Here is a 21,686-nt window from a genome sequence, read left to right as displayed (position 1 = left end):
GGGGACTGCGGGATGCGCAGTGGAGCGAAGGTCGCCATCGTCGGCGGGGTGTTCGTGGTGGCCGCCGGAGGTGTGGCGTACGGGAGCTACTCGCTGGTGGGCGGGGGCAGTGGCACCACATCCGGCGGCACGCACACGCAAGGGGCGCCGGCGCGTACCGGCCCGCTGGGCGCGGACGAGATCAAACAGGCGTCCACCGGCTTCCTGGACGCCTGGGCGAAGGGCGACGCGGCGGGGGCCGCCGCCCTGACCAACAACCAGGCGGGCGCCACGACCGCGCTGGCCGGCTTCCGCGACGAGGCGCACATCACCAACGTGACGGTCACCCCGGGCGCCCCGAACGGGCCGGTCGTGCCGTACACGGTGAAGGCCGAGGTCTCCTTCCAGGGGAAGACGGCCCCGCTGTCGTACGCCTCCCAACTGACCGTCGTACGCGGCCAGTTGACGCACAAGCCGCTCGTGGACTGGCAGCCCGCGGTGCTGCACCCGCAGCTGAAGGCGGGCGAACGCCTGGAGACGGGCGCGGCGCAGCACCCCGAGATCCAGGCCGTCGACCACCAGGACCGCCCGCTGACCAAGGAGCAGTACCCCTCGCTCGGCGCGATCCTGGACGGGCTGCGCGAGAAGTACGGCGCCAAGGTGAGCGGCACGCCGGGCATCGAGCTCCAGATCAAGGGCAACGCCACCCCGGCCCGCACGTTGATCACGCTCCAGAAGGGCACCCCCGGCAGGCTGAAGACGACGCTGGACGCGGATGTGCAGGCGGCCGCGGAGAAGGCGGTGAAGGGCTTCGGGGAGTCGTCGGTGGTCGCCGTCCGGCCGAGCACGGGCGAGGTCCGGGCGATCGCGGACAACCGCAACGACAAGTTCCCGGCGTCACTGCAGGCCCGGGTCGCCCCCGGCTCCACGATGAAGATCGTCACCGCGGCGATGCTGATCGAGAAGGGCAAGGCCGCCGCGGACAAGCCGGCCGAGTGTCCCAAGGACGCCATCTGGCAGGGCGTCACCTTCCACAACCTGAACAACTTCTCGATGGACGGCCAGCTCTTCTCCAAGAGCTTCGCCCGGTCCTGCAACACCGCGTTCATCAAGCTGGTCGACGACGTGGCCGACGACGGGGCGCTGGGCCGGGTGGCGCAGAACTACTTCGGCATCGGCCAGGACTGGAAGGTCGGCGTGCCGTCCTTCGACGGCAGCGTGCCCGCGTCGGCGGGCGCCGAGACGGCGGCGGCGTACATCGGGCAGGGCAAGGTGCAGATGAGCCCGCTCGACATGGCGTCCATCGCCGCGACCGCGAAGTCGGGCCAGTTCCGCCAGCCGGTGCTCGTGCCGCAGTCGCTGGACGGACGGCAGCTGGCCCAGGCCGATCCGCTGCCGTCGGGGACCGCCGCCCAGCTGCGCGACATGATGCACATCACGGCGACCGCCTCGTACGGCACGGCCACCAACGCCATGTCGGGAGTGGGCGGCGACAAGGGCGCCAAGACCGGCTCCGCCGAGAAGGACGGCCAGAACAAGTCCGACAGCTGGTTCACCGCGTACAGCGACGACCTCGCAGCGGCCGCCCTCGTCCAGTCCGGCGGCCACGGCGGCGACGCGGCGGGTCCCATCGTCGCGCAGGTGCTCCGCGCGGGCTGAAACCACCTCGCACGGCCCGTAGGTGACCACTAACGTGCGGGCCATGAGCTCTCACGACGATGCCCACCCCCGATTCGCCGAGGCCCTGCGCGCCTTGGGTCTCCAGGTCGAGGTACGCCGCTTCCCCGACGCCACCATCCCCCAAGGCCTTAAGGGCCAGGGCGGCACCCTGGTCGACGTGCGCGAGCAGCGCACGTGACCGTCACCGTCACCTTCGCGGTGCTGTTCGCGGCCATCACGCACGCCAGCTGGAACGCGCTCGCGCACCACCTCAAGGACCAGCTGCTCTCGTTCACCCTGATATCGGGCGGCGGCGCGCTGCTCGGGCTGCTGGCCGCCCCGTTCCTGCCGCTGCCCGCCGCCGGGGCGTGGCCGTATCTGCTGACCTCGGCGGTACTGCACATCGCGTACATGCTGCTGCTCATGCGGTCGTTCACGCTCGGCGACTTCGGGCAGATGTATCCGATCGCGCGCGGCACGGCCCCGCTGGTGGTGACGCTGCTCGCCGCCGCGTTCGTCCACGAGACGCCAAATCCCTGGCAAATGGCCGGAGTTGCCGTCGCCTGCGCCGGTCTGGTCGGGGTCGCCCTGTGGGGCATCCGGGGTTCGCGGCCGCACTGGCCCGCCATCCTCGCCGCGCTCGCCACCGGCCTGACGATCGCCGGGTACACGGTGATCGACGGCGTGGGGGTGCGCGCGTCGGGCTCCTCGCTCGGCTACATCGCCTGGCTGATGATCCTGGAGGGCCTGGCGATCCCGGCGTACGCCGGGTACCGCCTGCGCTCCCAACTGGCCCCCGCGCTACGCCCGTTCGCGGCCCGCGGGCTGCTCGGCGCGGCACTCTCGGTCACGGCCTACGGACTCGTCCTGTGGGCCCAGACCAGAGCCCCACTCGCCCCGATCGCGGCGCTGCGCGAGTCCTCGATCATCGTGGGAGCGGCGATCGGGGCGGTGTTCTTCAAGGAACGGTTCGGGGCACCCCGCATCGCCGCGGCGGGCCTGATGGTGGCGGGCATCGGCTTGATGCTGCGGGCAGGCTGAGGGGCTGGATTCATACTCCCAGCACCTGCTGGGCCGCCGTATTGACCGCGAGCAGGCCCCCGTCGACACGCAGCGTCGTGCCCGTGATCCAGGCCGCGTCCGCGGAGGCCAGGAACGCGACGGCCGCTGCGATGTCCTCAGGCTCGCCGACCCGGCCGAGCGGGTACACGCGGGCCAGCTTGTCGAGGTGGGCCTCGCGGCCGTCCCAGCCGGGCGTGCGGACCGTGCCGGGCTGCACCAGGTTGACCCGCACACCGCGCGGCGCGGCGTCCCCGGCGAGCGTACGGGTCAGGGACGCGAGGCCCGCTTTGGCCGCGCTGTAGGCGTGGTTGCCGAAGTCCTGCTCGCCGTTGACCGAGCCGATACCGACGATCGCACCCCGGCCGGACGCGGCGAGGTGCGGCAGCGCGGCGCGGGCGCAGCGGAAGGCGCCGGTGAGGGTGACGTCGAGGTCGCGGGCCCACGTCTCGTCGTCCTGGTCCTCGAAGAGCGGGGTGTCGGGGTGGCACGAGTGGGCGTTGTTGACGAGGACGTCGAGCCGCCCGAACTCGGCGACCGCGTAGCCGACCGCGCCCTCCACGGAGTCCCGGTCGGACACGTCGCACCGCCGGGCGAGGGCGCCCTTCAGGTCGGCGGCGGTCGCGGCGGCCCGGTCCAAGTCGGCGTCGGTGACCAGGACTCGGGCGCCCTCGGCAGCGAGTCTGCGCGCGATGGCGGCGCCGATGCCGCGCCCCGCGCCGGTGATCAGTACCGCGTGTCCTTCGAAGCGTGCCGTCTGCGGATGCGTCATGACACCGAACGTACTGCCCGCACCAGCGCCTGGGCACGGGGATCCGCGGTCACTCCCTTCTGGAGGCCGTTGGTGACGTATCCGAACGCGATCCCCGACTCGGGGTCGGCGAAGCCGAGCGAGCCGCCGCGGCCCGGATGCCCGAAGGATCCGGGGGCGAGCAGCGGGGACGCCGGGCCGTGCAGCATGCAGCCGAGCCCGAAGCGGGTGTTGACGACCAGGACGCGGTCCGGCCCCGAACTCTCCTCGGTGCGGGCCAGGGTGAGCGTCGCGGGCGCGAACAGCCTTGCCCCGCCGTCGACTTCGCCCATGGTGGCGGCGTAGAAGCGGGCCAGCGCGCGGGCGGTGGAGATGCCCGCGGAGGCGGGGAGTTCGGCGGCACGGTAGGCGGGGTCGTTCTCGTCCGGCAGCGGATCGATCGCGCCGAACGCGCGCCGGGTCAGCGAGCCGGGGTCCTGGTACGCCTCGGCGACGCTCCGCTTGGGCCGCAGCCGCAGCCCGCCGTCGCCGCCCTCGGGCGCCTCGACCGGGCCGACCCGGCCGACCCGGTGCGCCTCTTCGCCCGGCACCCCGAGCCAGAAGTCCAGGCCGAGCGGCCCGGCTATCTCCTCGGCGAGCCAGCGGCCGATGGTGCGTCCGGTGACCCGCCGGACCAGCTCGCCGAGCAGCCAGCTGTAGGTCTGCGCGTGGTAGCCGTGCGCGGTGCCGGGCTCCCAGAACGGGGCCTGCGCGGCGACGGCCGCCGGGCCGGACTCGCCGTCGGCGGCCTCGGCGGGGGTCAGCGGCCGGTCCAGGGCGGGCACACCGGCCCGGTGCGACAGCAGGTGCCGCACCAGGGCGCGCTCCTTGCCGTTGGCCTTGAACTCGGGCCAGTACGTGGACACCGGCGCGTCGAGGTCGAGCCGGCCGCGCTGGTGCAGGAGCAGGGGGACGGCGGCGGCCACGCCCTTGCCGGCCGAGCGGACGATCTGGGCGGTGTCGACGGCCCAGGGAGCGGTGCCGTCGACGTCCTTGGTACCGGCCCACAGATCGACGACCTTGCGCCCGTCCCGGTACACGGCGACGGCGGCCCCGCGCTCGCCGCGCTGCGAGAAGTTCCGCACGAAGGCGTCCTCGACCGGCTCGTACCCCGGTGCCACGGCGCCCTGTACGTCGACCACGATCCGCTCCCCACTCAGCCGGCGCCGCACTGACGCACCCGTCCATGGTGCCCGACCCCCGGTCGGCGGAAATCAGCCCCTCACGGGGGTCCCCTGGCCCTTATGACCTTGGGGGAGTTTGAGGAGTGGGGGGCCAGGGGCAGGGTGCCCGCTACGCGCCCCGTTCCGCCGTCGCCGCCGCGGCGAGTACGGCCGTGCAGTAGATCACAAGTCGACTCGCAGAGGTTTCGCCAGCGAAATATGGGACATTGGAGACTAATAACGCGAACTGCCGCCCGGTAGTACCCAGCGTGAGGAGCGAGCGATGTCCCCCGCAGCCGAGAACCACGCCGAGGATCACGCTGAGAACTACGCCGAGGGCCACGCTGAGGGCCAGCCCGCGGGTCGCGGCGTCGAGGACCACGCCCGGGCACGGATCGTCACGGACGCCCCGCTGTCCAACCCCGTCCCGGTGGCCCTGCGCTACGACCCCGCCGGCTCCCCCGGGGCGGTCTGCTTCGCCTTCCCCGGCGACAACGAGTGGACGTTCCCGCGCGACCTCCTGGAATCGGGGCTGCGCGCGCCCGCCCGCCGCGGCGATGTGGAGGTCTGGCCGTGCGGCCGGGCCCAGACGGTGCTCGAATTCCACTCGCCGGACGGGGTGGCCGTCGTGCAGTTCGACAACTCGCCGCTGGTCCGCTTCCTGCGCCACACGTACGCGACCGACGCCAGGGCCGCCCCGCACCCGGCGGGCACGTCCTGAGCCGAGAGCCGGTGTCTGAACCTCGCCCGCACCCGGACGGGGTTCAGACACCGGCTCTGAGCATGCGGAGGCCCCCCGTGCGCCATGACGCACGGGGGGCCGAGGGGCGCCAGCGGACCCGTCCCCACAGGCCGTTGGCGTCGGCCGGGGCCCTCCGCCGCTCATTTCGGTCGGCCCCGGCGTTTGTGGGGGTGGGGATCAGACCCCCACCAGCTCGCGCCGGCCGGAGTCGCCGTCGCCGTCGCGCTCGGCGGCCTCCTGCCGCTTGCGCAGGCCCTCGCCCTCGACGTCGACGTTCGGCAGCACCCGGTCGAGCCAGCGCGGCAGCCACCAGGCCTTCGCGCCGAGCAGCGCGAGCACCGCGGGCACGATCGCCATCCGGACGATGAACGCGTCGAAGAAGACCGCGATGGCCAGGCCGAAGCCGATCATCTTGATCATCTGCTCGCTGGAGCCGATGAAGCCGGAGAAGACCGCGATCATGATGACGGCGGCGGCGGTGACCACCCGGGCACCGTGCTTGAACCCGGTGACGATCGCCTGCCCCGGCCGCTCGCCGTGGACGTACGCCTCGCGCATCCGCGTGACCAGGAAGACCTCGTAGTCCATCGCGAGACCGAAGACCACGCCCACCATGAAGATCGGCATCATCGACATGATCGGGCCGGTCTGCTGGACCCCGAACAGCGAGCCGAGCCAGCCCCACTGGAAGACCGCGACGACCGCGCCGAGGGCCGCGACCACCGAGAGCAGGAAGCCGAGGGCCGCCTTCAGGGGGACGAGGACCGAGCGGAAGACCACCATCAGGAGCAGGAAGGCGAGGCCGACGACGAGTGCCAGATAGGGCAGCAGCGCGTCGTTCATCTTCTGCGAGAAGTCGATGTTCATCGCGGTCGAGCCGGTCACCAGGAGCTTCGCCCCGGTGTCGGCCTGGAGCGTCCTGCTGGTGTCCCGGATCGAGTGGACGAGGTCCTCGGTCTGGGTGGAGGACGGCTTGGACTTCGGTATGACCGTGATGGTCGCCGTGTCGTTGCCGGTCGTCTTGTTGAACTGCGGCCGAAGGACCGGACCCGCGTCCGGGAGCTTCTTGATCGCGTCGACCGTGCGGTCGGCGGCGGCCTGCGCGTCCTTGCTGCCCTTGCCGTCGACGACGACCATGAGCGGCCCGTTGAAGCCCGGCCCGAAGCCGTCGGAGAGCGTGTCGTAGGCGCGGCGCTGGGTGGTGGAGGTGGGCTGCGAGCCGTCGTCCGGCAGACCCATCTGGAGCGAGCTGGCGGGCAGCGCGATCGCGCCGAGGCCGAGGACGCCGACGAGCAGCACCCAGACCGGCTTGCGCAGTACGAAGCTGGCCCAGCGGGTGCCCATGTTGGGCTTGCCCTCGGGGGCCCCCTCGCCCTTCTCGTACGCCTTGCGGGCCTTGCGGCCGAGCACCCGCTTGCCGGCGAAGCCGAGCAGCGCGGGGATGAGGGTGAGCGCTATGAGGACGGCGATGACGACCGTGCCGGCCGCCGCGGCGCCCATCTTGGTGAGCATCGGAATATTGACGACGGCGAGGCCGACCAGCGCGATGACCACGGTCAGACCGGCGAACACCACGGCGGAACCGGCCGTTCCGACGGCCCGTCCGGCGGCTTCCTCGCGCTCCCTGCCCTCGGCCAGCTCGGCCCGGTAGCGGGAGACGATGAACAGCGCGTAGTCGATGCCGACCGCGAGCCCGATCATCATCGCGAGCGTGGACGTGGTGGACCCGAGGTCCAGGACGTTGGCGAGCGCGGTGATGGTGGAGACGCCGATGCCGACGCCGATCAGCGCGGTGAGCAGCGGCAGGCCCGCCGCCACCAGCGAGCCGAAGGTGATCACCAGGACGAGGCCCGCGATGACCACACCGACGATCTCGCCCGAACCGCTCTTCGGCATCGACTGGAGCGCGTCACCGCCGATGTCCACGGTGAGCCCGGCCGACTTCGCCTCGTCGCCGCTCTTCTTGAGCGCGTTGCGGGTGTCGTCGGTCAGCTGCATCGCGTTGGCCTTGTACGACACCTGGATGTACGCGACCGGACCCTGGCCGTTCTTCGAGACGGCGTTGGCCTTGAACGGGTCGGTCACCGAGGCGACCTGGTCGGAGCTCGCCCGGAGCGAGGCGACGGTCTTCTCGACCGCGGCCTTGTTGGGGGCGTCGGCCATCTTCTGGCCTTCGGGCGCCTTGAAGACGATCCGGGCGGTTGCGCCGTCCGCGGTGGCGTTCGGGAACCGCTCCTTGAGCAGGTCGAAGGCGCGCTGCGCCTCGGTGCCCGGGATCGAGAACGAGGAGGAGGTGGCGGTGGTCGCGGAGGCGGCGCCGAACCCGGCGAGGGCGAGCAGCGCCACCCACACCAGAGCGACATAGCGGCGGCGCCGGAAGGCGAACCTGCCTAGGCGGTAGAGGAACGTGGCCACGAGGGCGTACTCCCGGTCAAGTCGTATGGAACCAGCAGGGCATGGGGAACCAGCCCGACGACGAGAGCGGCGTACGTCAGGTGGGGCGGGTACTGCGCGGGGAGGCCGGGCGGGGAGGCCGGGCAGGGTGCCTAACGAGGGTCGCCGAGGGCGGGGAGGACCACGGCGTCGATGTAGTCGGCGAGGAAGGCCTTGTCCATCGGCCGGTCCTCGATGAGCTGCCGGGCGACGAAGGCGCCGACCAGCATGTGTACAACATAGGACAACGCCGGGTTGTCGCCACGGACCTCGCCGCGCTCCACGGCGCGCCGCAGCAGCGCGTCGAGACCGGTGATCTCCGGCTCGATCAGCACTTCGCGCAGCGCCTTGTGGAGTTCGGGATGGTCGTGGACGGCCCGCGTCAGACCCCGCATCAGCGCGGAGTCCTTCTCCATCTGACAGTCGTCCTCGCGGGCGACCAGCTCGTGGAAGTCGCCGCGCAACGAGCCGGTGTCGATCTCGGCGAGACTGACCGGCTTGTTGTGCCGCAGCGCCCGCGCGACCAGCTCGGGCTTGCTCCCCCACTGGCGGTAGAGGGTGGCCTTGCTGGAGCGGGTGCGGGTGGCGACGGCGTCCATGGTGAGGGCGTCGTAACCGACCTCGCGCAGCAGGCCGAGCACGGCTTCGTAGAGTTCCCCCGCGCGTTCCGCGGTGAGCCTGCCCGCCATGATCGACCTCCCTTCCTGTGCGTACCGTACGAAGGTAACCTCGCCCCGCAGCGAAACGAAACCGTTTCGCTTGTGTTCCTGACCACAGGTGTCGGAACGGAATAAACCCCTCCCAAAAGTTGCCGCACCCCCTTCCCGCGGAAAGCATTGGGGGGTGAGTGACGACGCCGCGTACCTCCGGTTCCCGCATCTGCACGCCGACTTGCTGTGCTTCGCCGCCGAGGACGACCTGTGGGTCGCCCCGCTGGTCCCGGCCGGGCACAGTCCCTCGCGCGCCTGGCGGGTCACCGTCGACCGCACCAAGATCGGCCACCCCCGCTTCTCCCCCGACGGCAGCCAGATCGCGTACACGACCTGGCGCAGCCTCGACCCGGAGATCCATCTGGCCCCGGTGACCGGCGGCGCGGCCCGCCGGCTCGGCTACTGGGGCTCGTCCGACACCCGGGTGTGCGGCTGGACGCCCGACGGCCACATCCTCGCGGTGTCCTCCCACCGCCAGCCGTTCTCGTACTTCTCCTGGGCCTACAGCGTGCCCACCGACGGCTCTCCCGGCGGCAAGCTCCCCTGGGGCCCGGTCTCCGACATCGCGGTCACCGACGTCGACGGCGAGCGCCGCACCCTGCTGCTCACCGGAAAGCCGCCGCACGAGCCGGCCGCCTGGAAGCGCTACCGCGGCGGCGCCACCGGACGGCTGTGGCTGCACGGCAAGCGGCTGCTGCCCGACCTGGGCGGCCACCTCGACGCGCCGATGTTCGTGGACGGCCGCATCGCCTTCCTCTCCGACCACGAGGGCGTCGGCAACCTGTACTCCTGCCTGCCCGACGGCAGCGATCTGACCCGGCACACCGACCACGACGCGTTCTACGCCCGGCACGCCTCCAGCGACGGCCGCCGGGTGGTCTACCAGTGCGGGGGCGACCTGTGGATCGTGGACGCGCTCACTCCCGACTCGAAGCCGCGCAAGCTGGACGTACGCCTCGGCGGGCCCCGCGCGGGACGGCGCACCTACCAGGTCCCGGCCGCCAACCACGTGGACGCGCTGTCCGTCGACACCACGGGCCGGGCCAGCGCCGTCGTGGTGCGCGGCAGCCTGTACTGGCTGACCCACCGCGACGGCCCGGCCCGCACCATCTCGGACACCCCGGGAGTACGGGTGCGGATGCCCGAGATGCTGGGCAGCGGCGGGCAGGTCGCGTACATCACGGACGCGGACGGCGAGGACGCGGTGGAGATCGCCTATCTGCCGCGGGCGAGCGGCGACCGCGCGCCGCGGCGGCTCGCGGCGGGCGCGCTCGGCCGGGTGCACGAGATGGTGTCCGACCCCGACGGCGAACGCCTGGCGGTCGCCGCGAACGACGGCCGCCTCCTGCTCATCGACGCGACGGAGGAATCCGAGGGCACCTCCGGAACGGAGGAATCCCGGGACACCGCCGCGACGGAGGCCTTGGGCACCGCCGGGACGGAGTCCGGGGGAGGCGAGGTCACCGAGCTGATCAGGTCCCTCAACGGCCCGGTCCGCGATCTCGCCTTCTCGCCGGACGGCGCCTGGCTGACCTGGTCGCACCCGGGCATCGGCCGCTCCCTGCGGCAGATCAAGATGGCCCGCATCTCGGGCCCCGGCGCCCGCACCGTCGTGGACGTCACCAACGGCCGCTTCGAGGACGAGAACCCGGTGTTCACCAGCGACGGCCGCTATCTGGCGTTCCTGTCCTGGCGCGGCTTCGACCCGGTGTACGACGTGCACACCGGGGACCTTTCGTTCCCGCTGGGCTGCCGCCCCTATCTGGTCCCGCTGTCCTCGGCGACGCCCTCGCCGTTCGCGCTGTCACCGGACGGGCGGCCGGCGGCGGGCGGTCTCGACCCGCAGGACGACTCCGGCGACGGCACGGTGACGGTGGAGGTGGAGGGCCTGGAGAGCCGGGTCACGCCGTTCCCCGTCGCCGCCTCCAAGTACTCGGCGCTGCATCCAGTGTCCGGCGGCGGACTGGTCTGGCTGCGCTGGCCCATCTCGGGCGCGCTCGGCGAGACCTTCGCCAACCCGGCCGACACCTCGGGCCGCCCCACCCTGGAACACTTCAACATCTCCAAGGCCCGCAAGACCGAACTGGTCGACCACCTCGACTACTTCGCGGTCAGCGGCGACGGCAGCCGCCTTGTCGTGGTCGACGAGGGCGAGCTGCGGGCGGTCCCCGCCACCGAGCCGGGCGACAGCGACTCCACGGTCTACGTCGACCTGCGCCGCATCCTGCACCAGGTCGACCCGGCCCTGGAGTGGCGCCAGGCCTACGACGAGGCGGGCCGCATCATCCGCGCGTACTTCTGGGAGCCGAGGATGTGCGGCATCGACTGGCCGGCGGTCCTCGACCAGTACCGCCCGCTGGTCGAACGGGTCGCGTCCCCCGACGAGTTCGCGGACCTGCTGCGCGAGGTCCTCGGCGAACTGGGCACCTCGCACGCCTACGTCACGGCCGCCCGCCGCAACGAGGGCCCCCCGCACTACCAGCGGGCGCAGGGCCTGCTCGGCGCCAACCTGGCGTGCAGGGACGGGAGTTGGCTGGTCCGGCGCATTCTGCCCGGCGACTCCTCCGACTCCAAGGCGCGCTCACCGCTGGCGGGCTCGGGCATCCGGGAGGGCGCCATCCTGACCCACGTCGACGGCCGCCCGGTGGACCCGACGGCGGGCCCCTACCCCCTGCTCGCGGGCACCGGCGGCACGACCGTCGAGCTGACCTTCCAGCCGGCCGAGGGCGAGGGCCGCGCGCGCCGGGTGGCGGTGGTCCCCCTGGTGGACGAGCGCCCGCTGCGCTACCAGGACTGGGTGGCCAAACGCCGGGAAGTGGTACGGGAGTTGAGCGGCGGCAAGTGCGGCTACCTGCACATCCCGGACATGGGCGGCTCGGGCTGGGCCCAGTTCAACCGGGACCTGCGCCCGGAGATGAGCTGCCCCGCCCTGATCGTCGACGTCCGCGGAAACGCGGGCGGCCACATCAGCGAGCTGGTCGTGGAGAAACTGACCCGCCGCATCCTGGGCTGGGACCTGACGCGCAACGCCCAGCCGGTGTCGTACGCGTCAAATGCCCCACGGGGGCCCGTAGTTGCCCTGGCCGACGAGGCGACATCCTCCGACGGCGACATGATCACCGCGGCCTTCCGCCTCCTGAACCTGGGCCCGGTGGTGGGCCAGCGCACCTGGGGCGGCGTGGTGGGCATGACGGGCCGCCACACCCTGGGCGACGGCACGGTCATCACCGTCCCCATGAACGCGGCCTGGTTCGACGAGTACGGGTGGTCCGTGGAGAACCACGGCGTCGAACCGGACCTGGAGATCCTGCGCACCCCGCTGGACTGGGCCGAGGGCCGCCACGCCCAGCTGGACGACGCGGTATGCCTGGCCCTGGACCTCCTGAAGACCCACCCCGCCTCGACCCCGCCGGGCTACACCACAACCCCCAACCGGCAACGTCCGGTACTGCCGCCGCGCGATACACCCAGCCGACCGATCATCTGACGTGGCGTCACAACCAAACCCTCGGGGCTCACCGCCACGTCGCCGTTGAAGAACTGGTCGGCGAAGTGGAGGGAAGCGGCCTTTCGCTTTCATTGCGGTATGGACAGCCCGTTGAGCGTTGAGGCTGCCCCGGGAAGGGTGGATTCCTCGGTGTACCGGTAGGCGTTGCCCACCACCGGAATCAGCGGGAGCCGGTGGGCCGGAGGGGAGTCCCCCCGGTCGGGCTGCGCCCCATTTCCGAATTGGCTTCGCATTCGCGGCAGCCCAATCACCCGGTTGACGCTTCGCGGTCTCTCTGTCGTGACAGTGAGTACACAACGGCCGTTGTCGATTGAACGCGTCCGGCACCCGCTCTGCACTCGCCCCGCGCTGCTGCTCGGCCTCGCGTCGGTGCTTCTCGCAGCGTCCACCCGTGGCCAGCTCAGGGCACCCGGGGATAGAAGACGGGGGGCGGGGTCGTCTGGGCGTGGGGGGATCACCTCCCAAGGGGCGGGGGGAATCACTTCATCTTCCCCATGCGGGTGAAGCCAGGCGTGTCCATTCAATGGGTGAGGCAGTTACAACAGGGGTGGCTCGAACGAGCCGCCGAGTCGGCTCCAAAATCCATTTCATAGCAAGGGGATTACTGTGCCAATTCTCTCCGTCCTTGGTGCTGTCGTAGTCGGGCTTGTCCACGTCGTAGGCGCCCTCCTGAAGGCCCTGCTCGGCTAGCAAGGGAGCCAGGACGGGCGAACTCGAACCGCCACCACTCTCCGTTCTGGCCGGTAACAAGTTGACTGCCCGGGGCAAGGTCTGCGCCCCTTCTGCACCCGTACGGGCCTGGTCAAGGCCTGTGCGGGTGCAGTGCCATGGGGAGTCGCACCAGCGCCCACCACGGGTCAGCTCGGGGCACCCGGGGACTCTCTGTTCAATAAGCGCCTCTCCGTGAGAACCAAAGCCCTTGAGCAGGCTTACGGAACCGTGCTCGGCATCGATGTTCGCCCGCCCGCCAAGCCGAACGGCGATCCGCAACGACTTGCACAAATCAAGTTCCCAGACGGGTCCGAGACGAGCGCATACATTCCCAGGGGCGTGAAAGGCATCACGGAATGGTCGCCCGTACTGATCCGTTCCAGCCGATCTCCCGGGGCTTCCGGAATTCACCTCAGAGTGGCACCGCAAGGGAATAGCTGAAACCTGGTCGTGAACTCCGCAGCGTCCACGCCGAGTTGCCGCCTCGCTGCACTCAATGCGTGGGGTCGTGATTCACCGCCTGGTGCTCGTTGTTGTCGAGTGCCCGCCCCCCGGACTCGAACCGGGGAACTCTGCCGATTGGGGCGGAGTCAGGGCATAGCCGCATCCCGCGCCCCCGGGACCTCAGCCCCGACGCGCCTCCTCGTCCGCCGCGCCGCCCGCGCCGACGAGTCCCCGCGAAACCCCGCCGAGCCGCGGCTCGAACCGCCGCATCTCCCGCTGCCCGACCGCCCCGATCACCCCCGGCAGATACCCCCGCACGGACTGCATCCCGCGCAGCCACCACTGCGCGTACACATGCGAGGAGCGCCGTTCGATCCCGGCGACGATGCGGTCGACGGCGGGCCCGAGCGGATACGTGCGGTTGGCCGGCCAGGGCAGCCGCGACCTCAACTCCCGCATCACCTCGTCCTGGTCGGCCCCGCGCACCATGTCCGTGTCGGTCCACGACAGGTAGCCGACGCCGACCCGCACCCCCTTGTAGCCGACTTCGGCGCGCAGGCTGTGGGCGAAGGCCTCCACGCCGGACTTCGAGGCGCAGTACGCCGTCATCATCGGCGCCGGGGTGATCGCCGCGAGCGAGGCGATCTGCAGGAAGTACCCGCGCGACTCCATCAGTACGGGCAGGAAGGCGCGGGCCGTCACCGCCCCGCCGATCAGGTTGACCTCGATGACGCGGCGCCACGCGTCCGGGTCCGAGTCGAGGAACGGCCCGCCCGAGGCGACCCCCGCGTTGGCGACGACGATGTCGACCTTCCCGAACCGCTCCTTGACCTCCGTCGCGACCCGCGCCATCGCCTCGTGGTCGGTGACGTCCGCGTACCAGGACTCCGCCTCGGTGTGCAGCCGGGCCGCGACCCGCTTCAGCTCGTCGGGTTCGAGGCCGACCAGGGCGACCCTGGCACCGCGCGCCGACAGCTTGCGCGCGAGGAGTTCGCCGACGCCCCGCGCCGCGCCCGTGACGACCGCGACCTGTCCTTCCAGACCGACCCTGCTCATACGGCACTCTCCTCGGCGTCGACGGCGGCCGGGGCGACGAGATGCGTACGCACCAGCTCATGGATCTTCTCGGTGATGAACTCGGGCGCCTCGACGGGCGTCATGTGCCCGACGCCGGTCAGCATGTCGAACGAGCGGCAGTCGGGCAGCGCGCCCGCGAGCCGCCGCGCGTGCACGGGCGGCGTGAGCCGGTCCGCGCTACCGGCCACCACGGCGGCGGGCACCCTCAACTCCCGTACCAGCGCATCGAGTTCGAGCTCGGCGAGGACGCGGGACCAGTCCTGCCGCACCCTGCGCGGACACGCGTGGACGATGCGGGCGCACGCCTCGACACGGTCCGGCGCGGCGCCGGGCCCCATCGTCGCGTACCGCAGGATCTTCTTGGCGAGCGGGGTGACGGGCCCGAGCGGCGCGCCCGATCCCAGGATGCGCCGGGTGATCCCGGTCCGGGCCCGCCCCGCGCGGATCGGCACCACCCGCGCCTCGGCGACAAGCCGCGAGCTGCCCGTGCTGCACAGCAGGACCGCCGCCGCGTGCGCACGGAACCCGGGGCGCGCGGCGGCCGCCATCAGCGTCATGCCGCCCATGGAGTGCCCGGCGAGGACCGCCCGTTCGCCCGGCGCGAGCGTCGCGCCGAGCACCGCTTCGAGATCGTCGGCGAGCGCGCCGGTGGAGCAGACCTCGGCTGCGGGCGTACGGCCGTGGCCGCGCTGGTCGTAGGCGATGACCCGGCATTCACCGGCCAGCGCCCGGATCTGCGCCGCCCAGAACGCGGTCGAGCAGGTCCAGCCGTGCGCGAGGACGACGGCGGGCGCGTCGGCGGGGCCGTGCACCTCGACGTGCAGCGGGGTTCCGTCGGCGGAGAATGCGGTCACTTCACGGTCGGCGACGGGCGGGGCGTACACCGCGTCGCGTGCGGAGCCGATCCGGCTCATGCCGACACCGCCTGCTCGCCGGCGGCACTTGCCGCGTCCTTGGTGGGGTCCGCTGCGGGCCGGGCCCGTACGACCTCGTACTCCGCGAGGTCCACCTCCCGGGTCGCGCGGCGGAACTCGCTGGTGGTGCCCGGCCAGATGGTGGTGTTGCGGCCACCGGCGTCGAGGTACCAGCTGGTGCAGCCGCCGGTGTTCCACACGGTCCGCTTCATGCGTTCCTGCACCCGCCGGTTCCAGGCGCCGACGGCGGACGGCCGGGCGGCGAGCGCGACCTTGCCGCCGAGCACGTTCAACTGCCGCAGATAGTCGGCCATATAGCTGAGCTGGGACTCGATCATCAAGATCATGGAGGAGTTCCCGAGGCCGGTGTTGGGCCCGATGATGGTCATCCAGTTGGGGAACCCGGCCGCGGTCGCGCCGCGCAGCGACTCCATGCCGCCCTTCCACGCCTCGGCGAGCGTGTGCCCGTCCGCGCCGACGACCCGGTCGGCGATCGGCAGGTCGGTGACGTGGAACCCGGTGCCGAAGATGATCGCGTCGACCTCGGTCCCGGTCCCGTCGGCGGCGACCAGGGTCGAGCCGCGCACCTCGGCGAGCCCGGAGGCGACGACGTCCACATTGGGCTTCGCGAGCGCCGGATAGTACGAGCTGGACAGCAGGATCCGCTTGCAGCCGATCCGGTAGTCGGGCGTCAACTTGGCACGCAGGACAGGGTCCTTGATGGCGCGGGCCATGTTGGACTTGGCGAGCGACTCGATGAGGCCGAGCTCATTGGGCCGCTTGGTGAACGCGCTGACCTGCAACTCCCTTATGCCCCAAAGGAGTCCGCGCCGGGCGGCGCCGGTGGCGGGCAGCTGACGGTGCAGCCAGCGCTCAACTCCCGTTATCACGCGGTCCATTCGGGGCATGACCCAGGGCGGCGTCCGCTGAAAGAGCGTCAGCTTACCGACCTCGGGCTGGATGGAGGGCACGATCTGGATGGCGGAGGCACCGGTTCCGATCATGGCGACGCGCTTGCCGCGCAGATCGTAGTCGTGGTCCCAGCGCGCGGAGTGGAACACCTTCCCGGGGAAGTCGGCGAGCCCGGGTATCTCCGGCATCTTGGGGTCGGAGAGCGGCCCGGTGGCGGACACGACGACATCGGCGGTCAGCCTGCGGCCGTTGGCCGTGTCGATCTCCCACCGCACCTGTTCGGCGTTCCACCGCATCATGGTCACCTCGTGGTCGAGGCGGATGTGCGGGCGCAGCCCGAAGGTGTCGGCGACGTGGTCGAGGTAGGCCCGGATGTGCTCCTGCCCGGAGAAGGTGCGGGGCCAGTCCGGATTGGGCGCGAAGGAGAACGAGTACAGGTGCGAGGGGACGTCGCAGGCGCACCCGGGGTAGCTGTTGTCGCGCCAGGTGCCGCCGACGGAACCGGCCCGTTCCAGGACGACGAAGTCGGTGATCCCCTCGCGGCGCAGCCGGACCGCCGCCCCGAGCCCGCCGAACCCCGACCCGATCACCGCCACACGTACATGCTCGTACTGGGCCATGCCACCGCCTCCACGGTCCGTCCCGCAACCCTGCCAGCAATCACTGGCACTGTTGGGAGGGTAGAGCAGTCGCATACCGAACGGTAGGGGTCCGGGGCGGGAAGTTACCGCCGGTACAACGCGGCGCCCCTATGCGGTGGCCACCGCATAGGCTGACGCCCGTGGCAGCAGACCAGACAGGTACGGGGATGGGTACGGGTACGGGCACGGGCACGGGCACAAGCGAAGGTGTCCGCGAGTACCGCATGTCGGAACTGGCCGAGAAGGCCGGGATCACCGAACGTACCCTGCGCTTCTACCGCGAGCGCGGCCTGCTCCCGCCGCCCCGCCGCGAGGGCCGGATCGCCTGGTACGACGACCACCACCTGGCCCGGCTGCGCACCATCTCGGCGCTGCTCGACCGGGGCCACACCCTGTCCGGCATCGCCGACCTCACCTCCGCCTTCGAGTCGGGCCGCGACGCGGGCGAGGCGCTCGGACTGGTCGAGCCCACCGAGGAGACCCCGGTCCGCCTCACCCCCGAGGCGCTGGCCGACCACTTCGCGGGCGAGGCCACCCCCGAGAACCTCGCGGCCGCCCTTGACCTGGGCTACCTCACCGTCTCCGGCGAGGAGATCGTCCACGTCAGCCGCCGCCTCCTGGACGTCTCGTCCTCCCTGGTCCGCGAGGGCGTCCCACTGGCCGCGGTCCTGGCGGCGGCCCGAGAGGTGAGAGCACACGCCGACGCCCTGGCCACCCTCTTCACCGACCTCCTCCACACCCACGCGCCCAGCAGCGACGCGGAACGCATGCGCCCTTTGGCGAAGGCGGTGGTGGACGCGGAACTGTCCCTGGCCCTGGACCGGCATCTGCCGGGGGAGGCTTGAGGGGCTGCCGACAGCCGGCCGCCGGCAGAGGTAGCGGCCCGGCCCGGCCTCCCCCGAGGTGGCCCGTGCGATGCGGACTCAGGGCCGATATTCGTACCCGATCGTGAAGCGGGGCGGAAGGCACCACTCCCCGTACTCGATGACGCCCTCCGCATCCGTCCAGCGGTGGGCGCCGGCCAGGATGGGGGATCCCGGGGGAAGCCCCAGCGCACTCGCCTCGCGGGCGTCAGCTTCCCTGGCGTGCATGTCGTCCCTGGCGTGCGTGATCGTGCGCCCCGTGGCTTCCAGGACTCGCGCCGTGAGCCCGTGGTTCCGGCCCGGTGAGGTGTTGAGCAGATCGGGGACCAAGGCGGCGAACGGGGCGAGATACCAGACGACCGCGAACACGGTCCGGGTCCTGCCCCTGCCTGCGATCCACTCGCGCCGCACGGCCTGGTCGCCCGTCTCCAGGTCCAGGATGTCGGCCACGTACAGCGGCGGCTTGACCAGCTCGGCGGCCGTCACGCGCGATGTCTCGCCCTCCGCAAGGAAGCTCTTCACTCGTTGGACCCGTTCCAGACGGTCCTTGGGCGTGAGGGTCCACACGGGGTCGTCGGCGACGAACGTCCCCCGCGCCGTGGTCCTGATGTAACCCTCGACCTGCAACGCTTGCAGCGCCCGGCTCACGGTCGCGGCGGCAGTTGCCAACTCTCCGCGATTTCCCGGTTGGTTGGGATCTGAACACCAGGGGCGAGTTCCCCGGACATGATCCGTTCCCGGAAGTGGTCGGCGATCTTCGTGAACGTCTTCTCTGACGGCATCTGCCGTTCCTCTCAACGGAGTTGAGGCGTTCCGACGCTCGGCACACTAGTGCACAGGCCTGGGTACGGGTGTCGGGATCGCTGTCGGCTCACGCGGCGCTGTCGAGGAGGGCGCGGACTTCGGGTACGTCTCGGAACGGCTCAAGCCGTGCGAGTACGACCCGCACCCGCTCCGCCGTCCTCTCGCTGGCAATGCCGGCGGACAGGATGATGACGCGCTCTGCCGTGGCTGCCGCCTCCTCCGGCTCGTTGGCGTCCGCGAGGGCTACGGCAAGCCACGACAGGTACAGCGCGAGCTCCCGGGTGTGCGTCGCGTCGTACCGGCTGAGTACGTCCCGGAGCAGCGGAACGGCGCAGAGGGGTCGGCGCAGTTCCGTGTAGGCGCGCGACTCCATTACCTGTAGTTCTCCGGCGTCCACCCAATAGAGGTAGGCCGGGGACTCCTGACGGTCACTGTCCTGGCTCAGCGCCTCGCCGGCTTCGCCGAGCGCCCGCATGGCCGACTGAGCCTCACCCGCTTTGGTGTGCGCCCATGCCACCCGATCGAGATAGAGGGCCCGCGCCTTGGCCGGTGAGTCCGTCCCTGCCTCGTCGAGAGCGGCGCGAGCAAGCTGGACGCCCTCAACTTCCCTGCCAATATTGCTGAGTTGGTAGGCGAGAGAGCCAGCGAGGTTGCCCGTTAGCGTGTGGTCGTCCGTCTGTCGGGCGGCGCTGATTCCGAGCCGGTAGATGTGCTCAGCCTCGCTGTACTGTCCGGCATCGCTCGCGATCCATCCAGCGATCTGGGCCAACTCGCCAATCTGCCTGAGCAGTTCGCGGCCCACCTCTTCGCTGTGGCTGGACTCCCGGAAGAGCTTCACGGCAGAGCGGAGTTCCCGGAGGGCGGGCCGCATCAGGTCGCCACCCGCAATCACGTCGTCGGCAAGGCGGAGCCCGTGTACCCGTTGCTGCAGATCAGCCACGGCACCCATGCCGACCTGTCGCCCATCACGGGCACTGAGAGGGGCTAGGGGATCACCGGCGGGCAGATAGTCGGCCAGCGCCGGCAGCGGGGGTTCAGTGGGCTTTTGTACCGCTGCGAACACGTCTGCCGATACCCCGAGTGCGGCAGCGATGAACGGTAGCCACTCGCGAGGAGTGCGCTTGCCCGTCTCGTACCGACTGATCTCCTGACGCCCGATCGGGTCGCCCTGAACTCCGGCAGCGCGGCAGACCTCACGCGCCAACCGCGCCTGGCTCCATCCCCGCTGCTCGCGTAGCCACCGGATGTTGGCCCCGATACTCCCCGCCATGTGACCAGTCTGGCCGACAGGTGGCCTACACGGGGCCGCTAGCCGGAGATCCACTCCAGCCGGAAGCTGATGGCATGACCGAATCGACGCGACACAGCAACGCGCAAGCTGCACAGACCCTTGCGGCGGACCCGAAGGTGGGCGCATAGCCGTGGAGATGCAGGAACGGCGGAGCGGCTGGGACAGAGCCACGGAGGCTGCGGGCACACTTCAGAGGGCTCTACGGGCAGCGGGAGCCACGGAGGAGCAAGCGAACCGCCTCCGCCCGCTGGTTAGCGGCAGAGGAACCCCGTGGGTCGACGTCGGAATGGTCCCCGCCTCGCTCGCCGAGAGGATCGCGGACGTCATCCGGCTGGGAACCACGGAGTCCTCCGGCCCGAGCCCCCGCGAGTAGCGGCGCCGCGCGCGGGCACAGATCAGCCCCGTCCGGCGACGGTAGGAAACACCGCCGGGCGGGGCTTCATGCGGGCCGCCCCCTACAGGTCGTAGACCACCGTCACCGGCGCATGGTCCGACCACCGCTCCCCATGGCTCGCGGCCCGCTCCACCAGCCCCTTCACCGCCCGCCGGGCGAGGCCGGGTGTGGCGACCTGGTAGTCGATGCGCCAGCCCGTGTCGTTGTCGAAGGCGCGGCCCCGGTAGGACCACCACGAGTACGGGCCCTCCGTGTCCGGGTGCAGGGCGCGCATGACGTCGACGTAGCCGCCGTCCTCCGCGTCGAAGACCTGCGTGAGCCACTCCCGCTCCTCGGGCAGGAAGCCGGAGTTCTTCTTGTTGCCGCGCCAGTTCTTGAGGTCGGCCTCCTGGTGGGCGATGTTCCAGTCGCCGCACACCACGACCTCGCGCCCGTCGGCGGCGGCCCGTACCCTGAGCTCGCGCAGGTACACCAGGAACTCGGCCATGAAGCGGATCTTCTCGTCCTGCCGCTCGGTGCCGACCTCGCCGGACGGGAGGTACAGCGAGGCCACGGTAACGCCGGGCAGGTCCGCCTCGACGTAGCGCCCGCTGCCGTCGAACTCCGCGCTGCCGAACCCGATCCGCACCCGCTCGGGCTCGCGGCGGGTGAGCAGCGACACACCCGCACGCCCCTTGGCGGTGGCAGGCGCGTGCACGACGTGCCAGCCCTCGGGCGCCCCCGCCTCGGCGGGCAGCTGGTGGGGTTCGGCCCGCACTTCCTGCAGGCAGATCACATCGGCCCCGGTCCCCCCGAGCCACTCCACGAAGCCCTTCTTGGCGGCGGCCCGCAGCCCGTTCACATTCACAGAGGTAACAGTGAGCATCCCGGCACCCTACCGACTCGACCCACGCATAGAAGTACGATGATACGCATGCTTATCCGCCAGGTCGGCTACGACCACCCCGACGCCGTCAAGCTCAACGACCAGGTCCAGCTCGAATACGCCGAGCGGTACGAGGGCGAGGGCGATGTCACGCCGCTCGACGCCGCCATGTTCATACCGCCGCGCGGCCTGTACCTGATCGCGTACGACACCGAGGGGCGCCCGGTCGCCACCGGCGGCTGGCGCAGGCAGGAAGCCAACGAGGAGAACTACCGCGACGGCGACGCCGAGCTGAAGCGCATGTACGTCGTCCCCGAGGCGCGCGGCCTCGGCCTCGCCCGCCGCATCCTCGCCGCCCTGGAGGCCGACGCCCGCGCGGCCGGCCGCACCCGCATGGTCCTGGAGACCGGCACCAAGCAGCCGGAGGCCATCGCCCTCTACGCCTCGACGGGCTACGAGCCCTGCGAAAAGTTCGGCCACTACCGGACGTACGACTCCAGCCGCTGCTTCGCCAAACCGCTCAACCATTCCGGAGGATGAGCGTCGGGGCGGCGGTGCCACCCCAACTTCGTCCGGAAACGACGGAATCCCGTCCGATCGATTGATCGGACGGGATTCCGTGTTGTTGTTGTCGGGTGTTCACGAGTGCTGTTGACCTGCGACGTGGCGGGGTGTTGGAGATCGCTTCCCGTGCAGCAGGTGATCGTTTCCCAGGGCTGGAGGCGGG

Annotated in this window: 15 protein-coding genes and 2 pseudogenes; 7 read left to right on the top strand and 10 right to left on the bottom strand. The window is 71.2% G+C overall.

The features are described 5' to 3' along the window. The first annotated feature begins 12 nt into the window (after positions 1–12). The 3 genes and pseudogenes from ACIBK6_RS38470 to ACIBK6_RS38460 all read left to right on the top strand — a co-directional run bounded on the left by ACIBK6_RS38470 (position 13) and on the right by ACIBK6_RS38460 (position 2,679). Positions 13–1,638 (top strand): penicillin-binding transpeptidase domain-containing protein, encoded by a 1,626-nt coding sequence (locus ACIBK6_RS38470; protein WP_399057517.1) that lies wholly within the window; start codon positions 13–15, stop codon positions 1,636–1,638. Between the two features lie 43 nt (positions 1,639–1,681). After that, positions 1,682–1,774, top strand: a pseudogene (locus tag ACIBK6_RS38465) (YbaK/EbsC family protein); the annotation flags it as partial. A gap of 59 nt (positions 1,775–1,833) precedes the next feature. Further along, entirely contained in the window at positions 1,834–2,679 is an 846-nt protein-coding gene (locus ACIBK6_RS38460) for a DMT family transporter (RefSeq protein ID WP_399057515.1), read from the top strand. A 10-nt stretch (positions 2,680–2,689) separates the two neighbouring features. Here the strand turns inward: ACIBK6_RS38460 and ACIBK6_RS38455 are convergent, their stop codons facing one another. Beyond that, a complete protein-coding gene (locus ACIBK6_RS38455; protein WP_399057513.1) occupies positions 2,690–3,469 on the bottom strand; it encodes an SDR family NAD(P)-dependent oxidoreductase in 780 nt (259 codons plus the stop codon). After that, the gene (locus tag ACIBK6_RS38450; RefSeq protein WP_399057511.1) at positions 3,466–4,629 is read right to left on the bottom strand and encodes a serine hydrolase domain-containing protein; all 1,164 of its coding nucleotides are present in this window, start codon (positions 4,627–4,629) and stop codon (positions 3,466–3,468) included. Before ACIBK6_RS38450 ends, ACIBK6_RS38455 begins: the two co-directional genes overlap by 4 nt. A 304-nt stretch (positions 4,630–4,933) precedes the next feature. Here ACIBK6_RS38450 and ACIBK6_RS38445 point away from each other — a divergent pair, with 304 nt between their 5' ends. Continuing rightward, positions 4,934–5,371: an SsgA family sporulation/cell division regulator gene (locus ACIBK6_RS38445; protein ID WP_399057509.1), complete on the top strand. Its 438-nt coding sequence runs from the start codon at positions 4,934–4,936 to the stop codon at positions 5,369–5,371. Between the two features lie 198 nt (positions 5,372–5,569). On the opposite strand, the gene ACIBK6_RS38440 is transcribed toward ACIBK6_RS38445, so the two are convergent. Together ACIBK6_RS38440 and ACIBK6_RS38435 are read right to left on the bottom strand one after the other, a co-directional pair. Continuing rightward, positions 5,570–7,807 (bottom strand): MMPL family transporter, encoded by a 2,238-nt coding sequence (locus ACIBK6_RS38440; RefSeq protein ID WP_399057507.1) that lies wholly within the window; start codon positions 7,805–7,807, stop codon positions 5,570–5,572. A 131-nt stretch (positions 7,808–7,938) separates the two neighbouring features. Then, positions 7,939–8,514 carry a TetR/AcrR family transcriptional regulator gene (locus ACIBK6_RS38435; protein ID WP_399057505.1) on the bottom strand — a complete coding sequence of 192 codons (576 nt, stop codon included), beginning with the start codon at positions 8,512–8,514 and terminating at the stop codon, positions 7,939–7,941. A gap of 154 nt (positions 8,515–8,668) precedes the next feature. On the opposite strand from ACIBK6_RS38435, the gene ACIBK6_RS38430 reads away from it, so the two are divergent. After that, on the top strand, positions 8,669–12,022 hold the full coding sequence (locus ACIBK6_RS38430; RefSeq protein ID WP_399057503.1) for a S41 family peptidase: 3,354 nt from the start codon (positions 8,669–8,671) through the stop codon (positions 12,020–12,022). Between the two features lie 1,356 nt (positions 12,023–13,378). On the opposite strand, the gene ACIBK6_RS38425 is transcribed toward ACIBK6_RS38430, so the two are convergent. Genes ACIBK6_RS38425 through ACIBK6_RS38415 form a run of 3 tightly spaced genes read right to left on the bottom strand, consistent with a single transcriptional unit; the run spans position 13,379 to position 16,721 of the window. Then, positions 13,379–14,254, bottom strand: a complete 876-nt coding sequence (locus ACIBK6_RS38425) for an SDR family oxidoreductase (protein WP_399057501.1) — start codon at positions 14,252–14,254, stop codon at positions 13,379–13,381. Further along, entirely contained in the window at positions 14,251–15,189 is a 939-nt protein-coding gene (locus tag ACIBK6_RS38420; protein WP_399057499.1) for an alpha/beta fold hydrolase, read from the bottom strand. Before ACIBK6_RS38420 ends, ACIBK6_RS38425 begins: the two co-directional genes overlap by 4 nt. Next, complete coding sequence (locus ACIBK6_RS38415; RefSeq protein WP_399057497.1) at positions 15,186–16,721, bottom strand: flavin-containing monooxygenase; 1,536 nt, start codon at positions 16,719–16,721, stop codon at positions 15,186–15,188. Before ACIBK6_RS38415 ends, ACIBK6_RS38420 begins: the two co-directional genes overlap by 4 nt. 188 nt (positions 16,722–16,909) lie before the next feature. Between ACIBK6_RS38415 and ACIBK6_RS38410 the strand changes: the two genes are divergently transcribed. Further along, positions 16,910–17,587 carry a MerR family transcriptional regulator gene (locus ACIBK6_RS38410; protein ID WP_399057567.1) on the top strand — a complete coding sequence of 226 codons (678 nt, stop codon included), beginning with the start codon at positions 16,910–16,912 and terminating at the stop codon, positions 17,585–17,587. Between the two features lie 78 nt (positions 17,588–17,665). On the opposite strand, the pseudogene ACIBK6_RS38405 reads toward ACIBK6_RS38410, so the two are convergent. The 3 genes and pseudogenes from ACIBK6_RS38405 to ACIBK6_RS38395 form a co-directional block, all read right to left on the bottom strand. Beyond that, positions 17,666–18,387, bottom strand: a pseudogene (locus ACIBK6_RS38405) (GntR family transcriptional regulator). An 89-nt stretch (positions 18,388–18,476) separates the two neighbouring features. Continuing rightward, positions 18,477–19,679, bottom strand: coding sequence for a helix-turn-helix transcriptional regulator (locus tag ACIBK6_RS38400; protein WP_399057495.1), 1,203 nt, complete (start codon positions 19,677–19,679; stop codon positions 18,477–18,479). A gap of 476 nt (positions 19,680–20,155) precedes the next feature. Then, on the bottom strand, positions 20,156–20,959 hold the full coding sequence (locus tag ACIBK6_RS38395; RefSeq protein ID WP_399057493.1) for an exodeoxyribonuclease III: 804 nt from the start codon (positions 20,957–20,959) through the stop codon (positions 20,156–20,158). A 48-nt stretch (positions 20,960–21,007) separates the two neighbouring features. On the opposite strand from ACIBK6_RS38395, the gene ACIBK6_RS38390 reads away from it, so the two are divergent. Continuing rightward, positions 21,008–21,499 (top strand): GNAT family N-acetyltransferase, encoded by a 492-nt coding sequence (locus ACIBK6_RS38390; protein ID WP_399057491.1) that lies wholly within the window; start codon positions 21,008–21,010, stop codon positions 21,497–21,499. The last annotated feature ends 187 nt before the right edge of the window (positions 21,500–21,686 follow it).

This window comes from Streptomyces sp. NPDC050485 (genome assembly GCF_044458185.1).
GTDB lineage: Bacteria > Actinomycetota > Actinomycetes > Streptomycetales > Streptomycetaceae > Streptomyces.
The sequence above is the reverse complement of the archived record's forward strand: the minus strand, read 5'-3'. Positions and strand labels throughout refer to the sequence as shown.

Excerpts from the sequence above, each read along its gene's own strand:
- ACIBK6_RS38425 (WP_399057501.1), bottom strand. The coding sequence starts at position 14,254 with ATGAGCAGGGTCGGTCTGGAAGGACAGGTCGCGGTCGTCACGGGCGCG.
- ACIBK6_RS38470 (WP_399057517.1), top strand. The coding sequence starts at position 13 with ATGCGCAGTGGAGCGAAGGTCGCCATCGTCGGCGGGGTGTTCGTGGTG.
- ACIBK6_RS38435 (WP_399057505.1), bottom strand. The coding sequence starts at position 8,514 with ATGGCGGGCAGGCTCACCGCGGAACGCGCGGGGGAACTCTACGAAGCC.
- ACIBK6_RS38420 (WP_399057499.1), bottom strand. The coding sequence starts at position 15,189 with ATGAGCCGGATCGGCTCCGCACGCGACGCGGTGTACGCCCCGCCCGTC.
- ACIBK6_RS38445 (WP_399057509.1), top strand. The coding sequence starts at position 4,934 with ATGTCCCCCGCAGCCGAGAACCACGCCGAGGATCACGCTGAGAACTAC.
- ACIBK6_RS38390 (WP_399057491.1), top strand. The coding sequence starts at position 21,008 with ATGCTTATCCGCCAGGTCGGCTACGACCACCCCGACGCCGTCAAGCTC.
- ACIBK6_RS38395 (WP_399057493.1), bottom strand. The coding sequence starts at position 20,959 with ATGCTCACTGTTACCTCTGTGAATGTGAACGGGCTGCGGGCCGCCGCC.
- ACIBK6_RS38410 (WP_399057567.1), top strand. The coding sequence starts at position 16,910 with ATGGGTACGGGTACGGGCACGGGCACGGGCACAAGCGAAGGTGTCCGC.
- ACIBK6_RS38415 (WP_399057497.1), bottom strand. The coding sequence starts at position 16,721 with ATGGCCCAGTACGAGCATGTACGTGTGGCGGTGATCGGGTCGGGGTTC.
- ACIBK6_RS38455 (WP_399057513.1), bottom strand. The coding sequence starts at position 3,469 with ATGACGCATCCGCAGACGGCACGCTTCGAAGGACACGCGGTACTGATC.
- ACIBK6_RS38400 (WP_399057495.1), bottom strand. The coding sequence starts at position 19,679 with ATGGCGGGGAGTATCGGGGCCAACATCCGGTGGCTACGCGAGCAGCGG.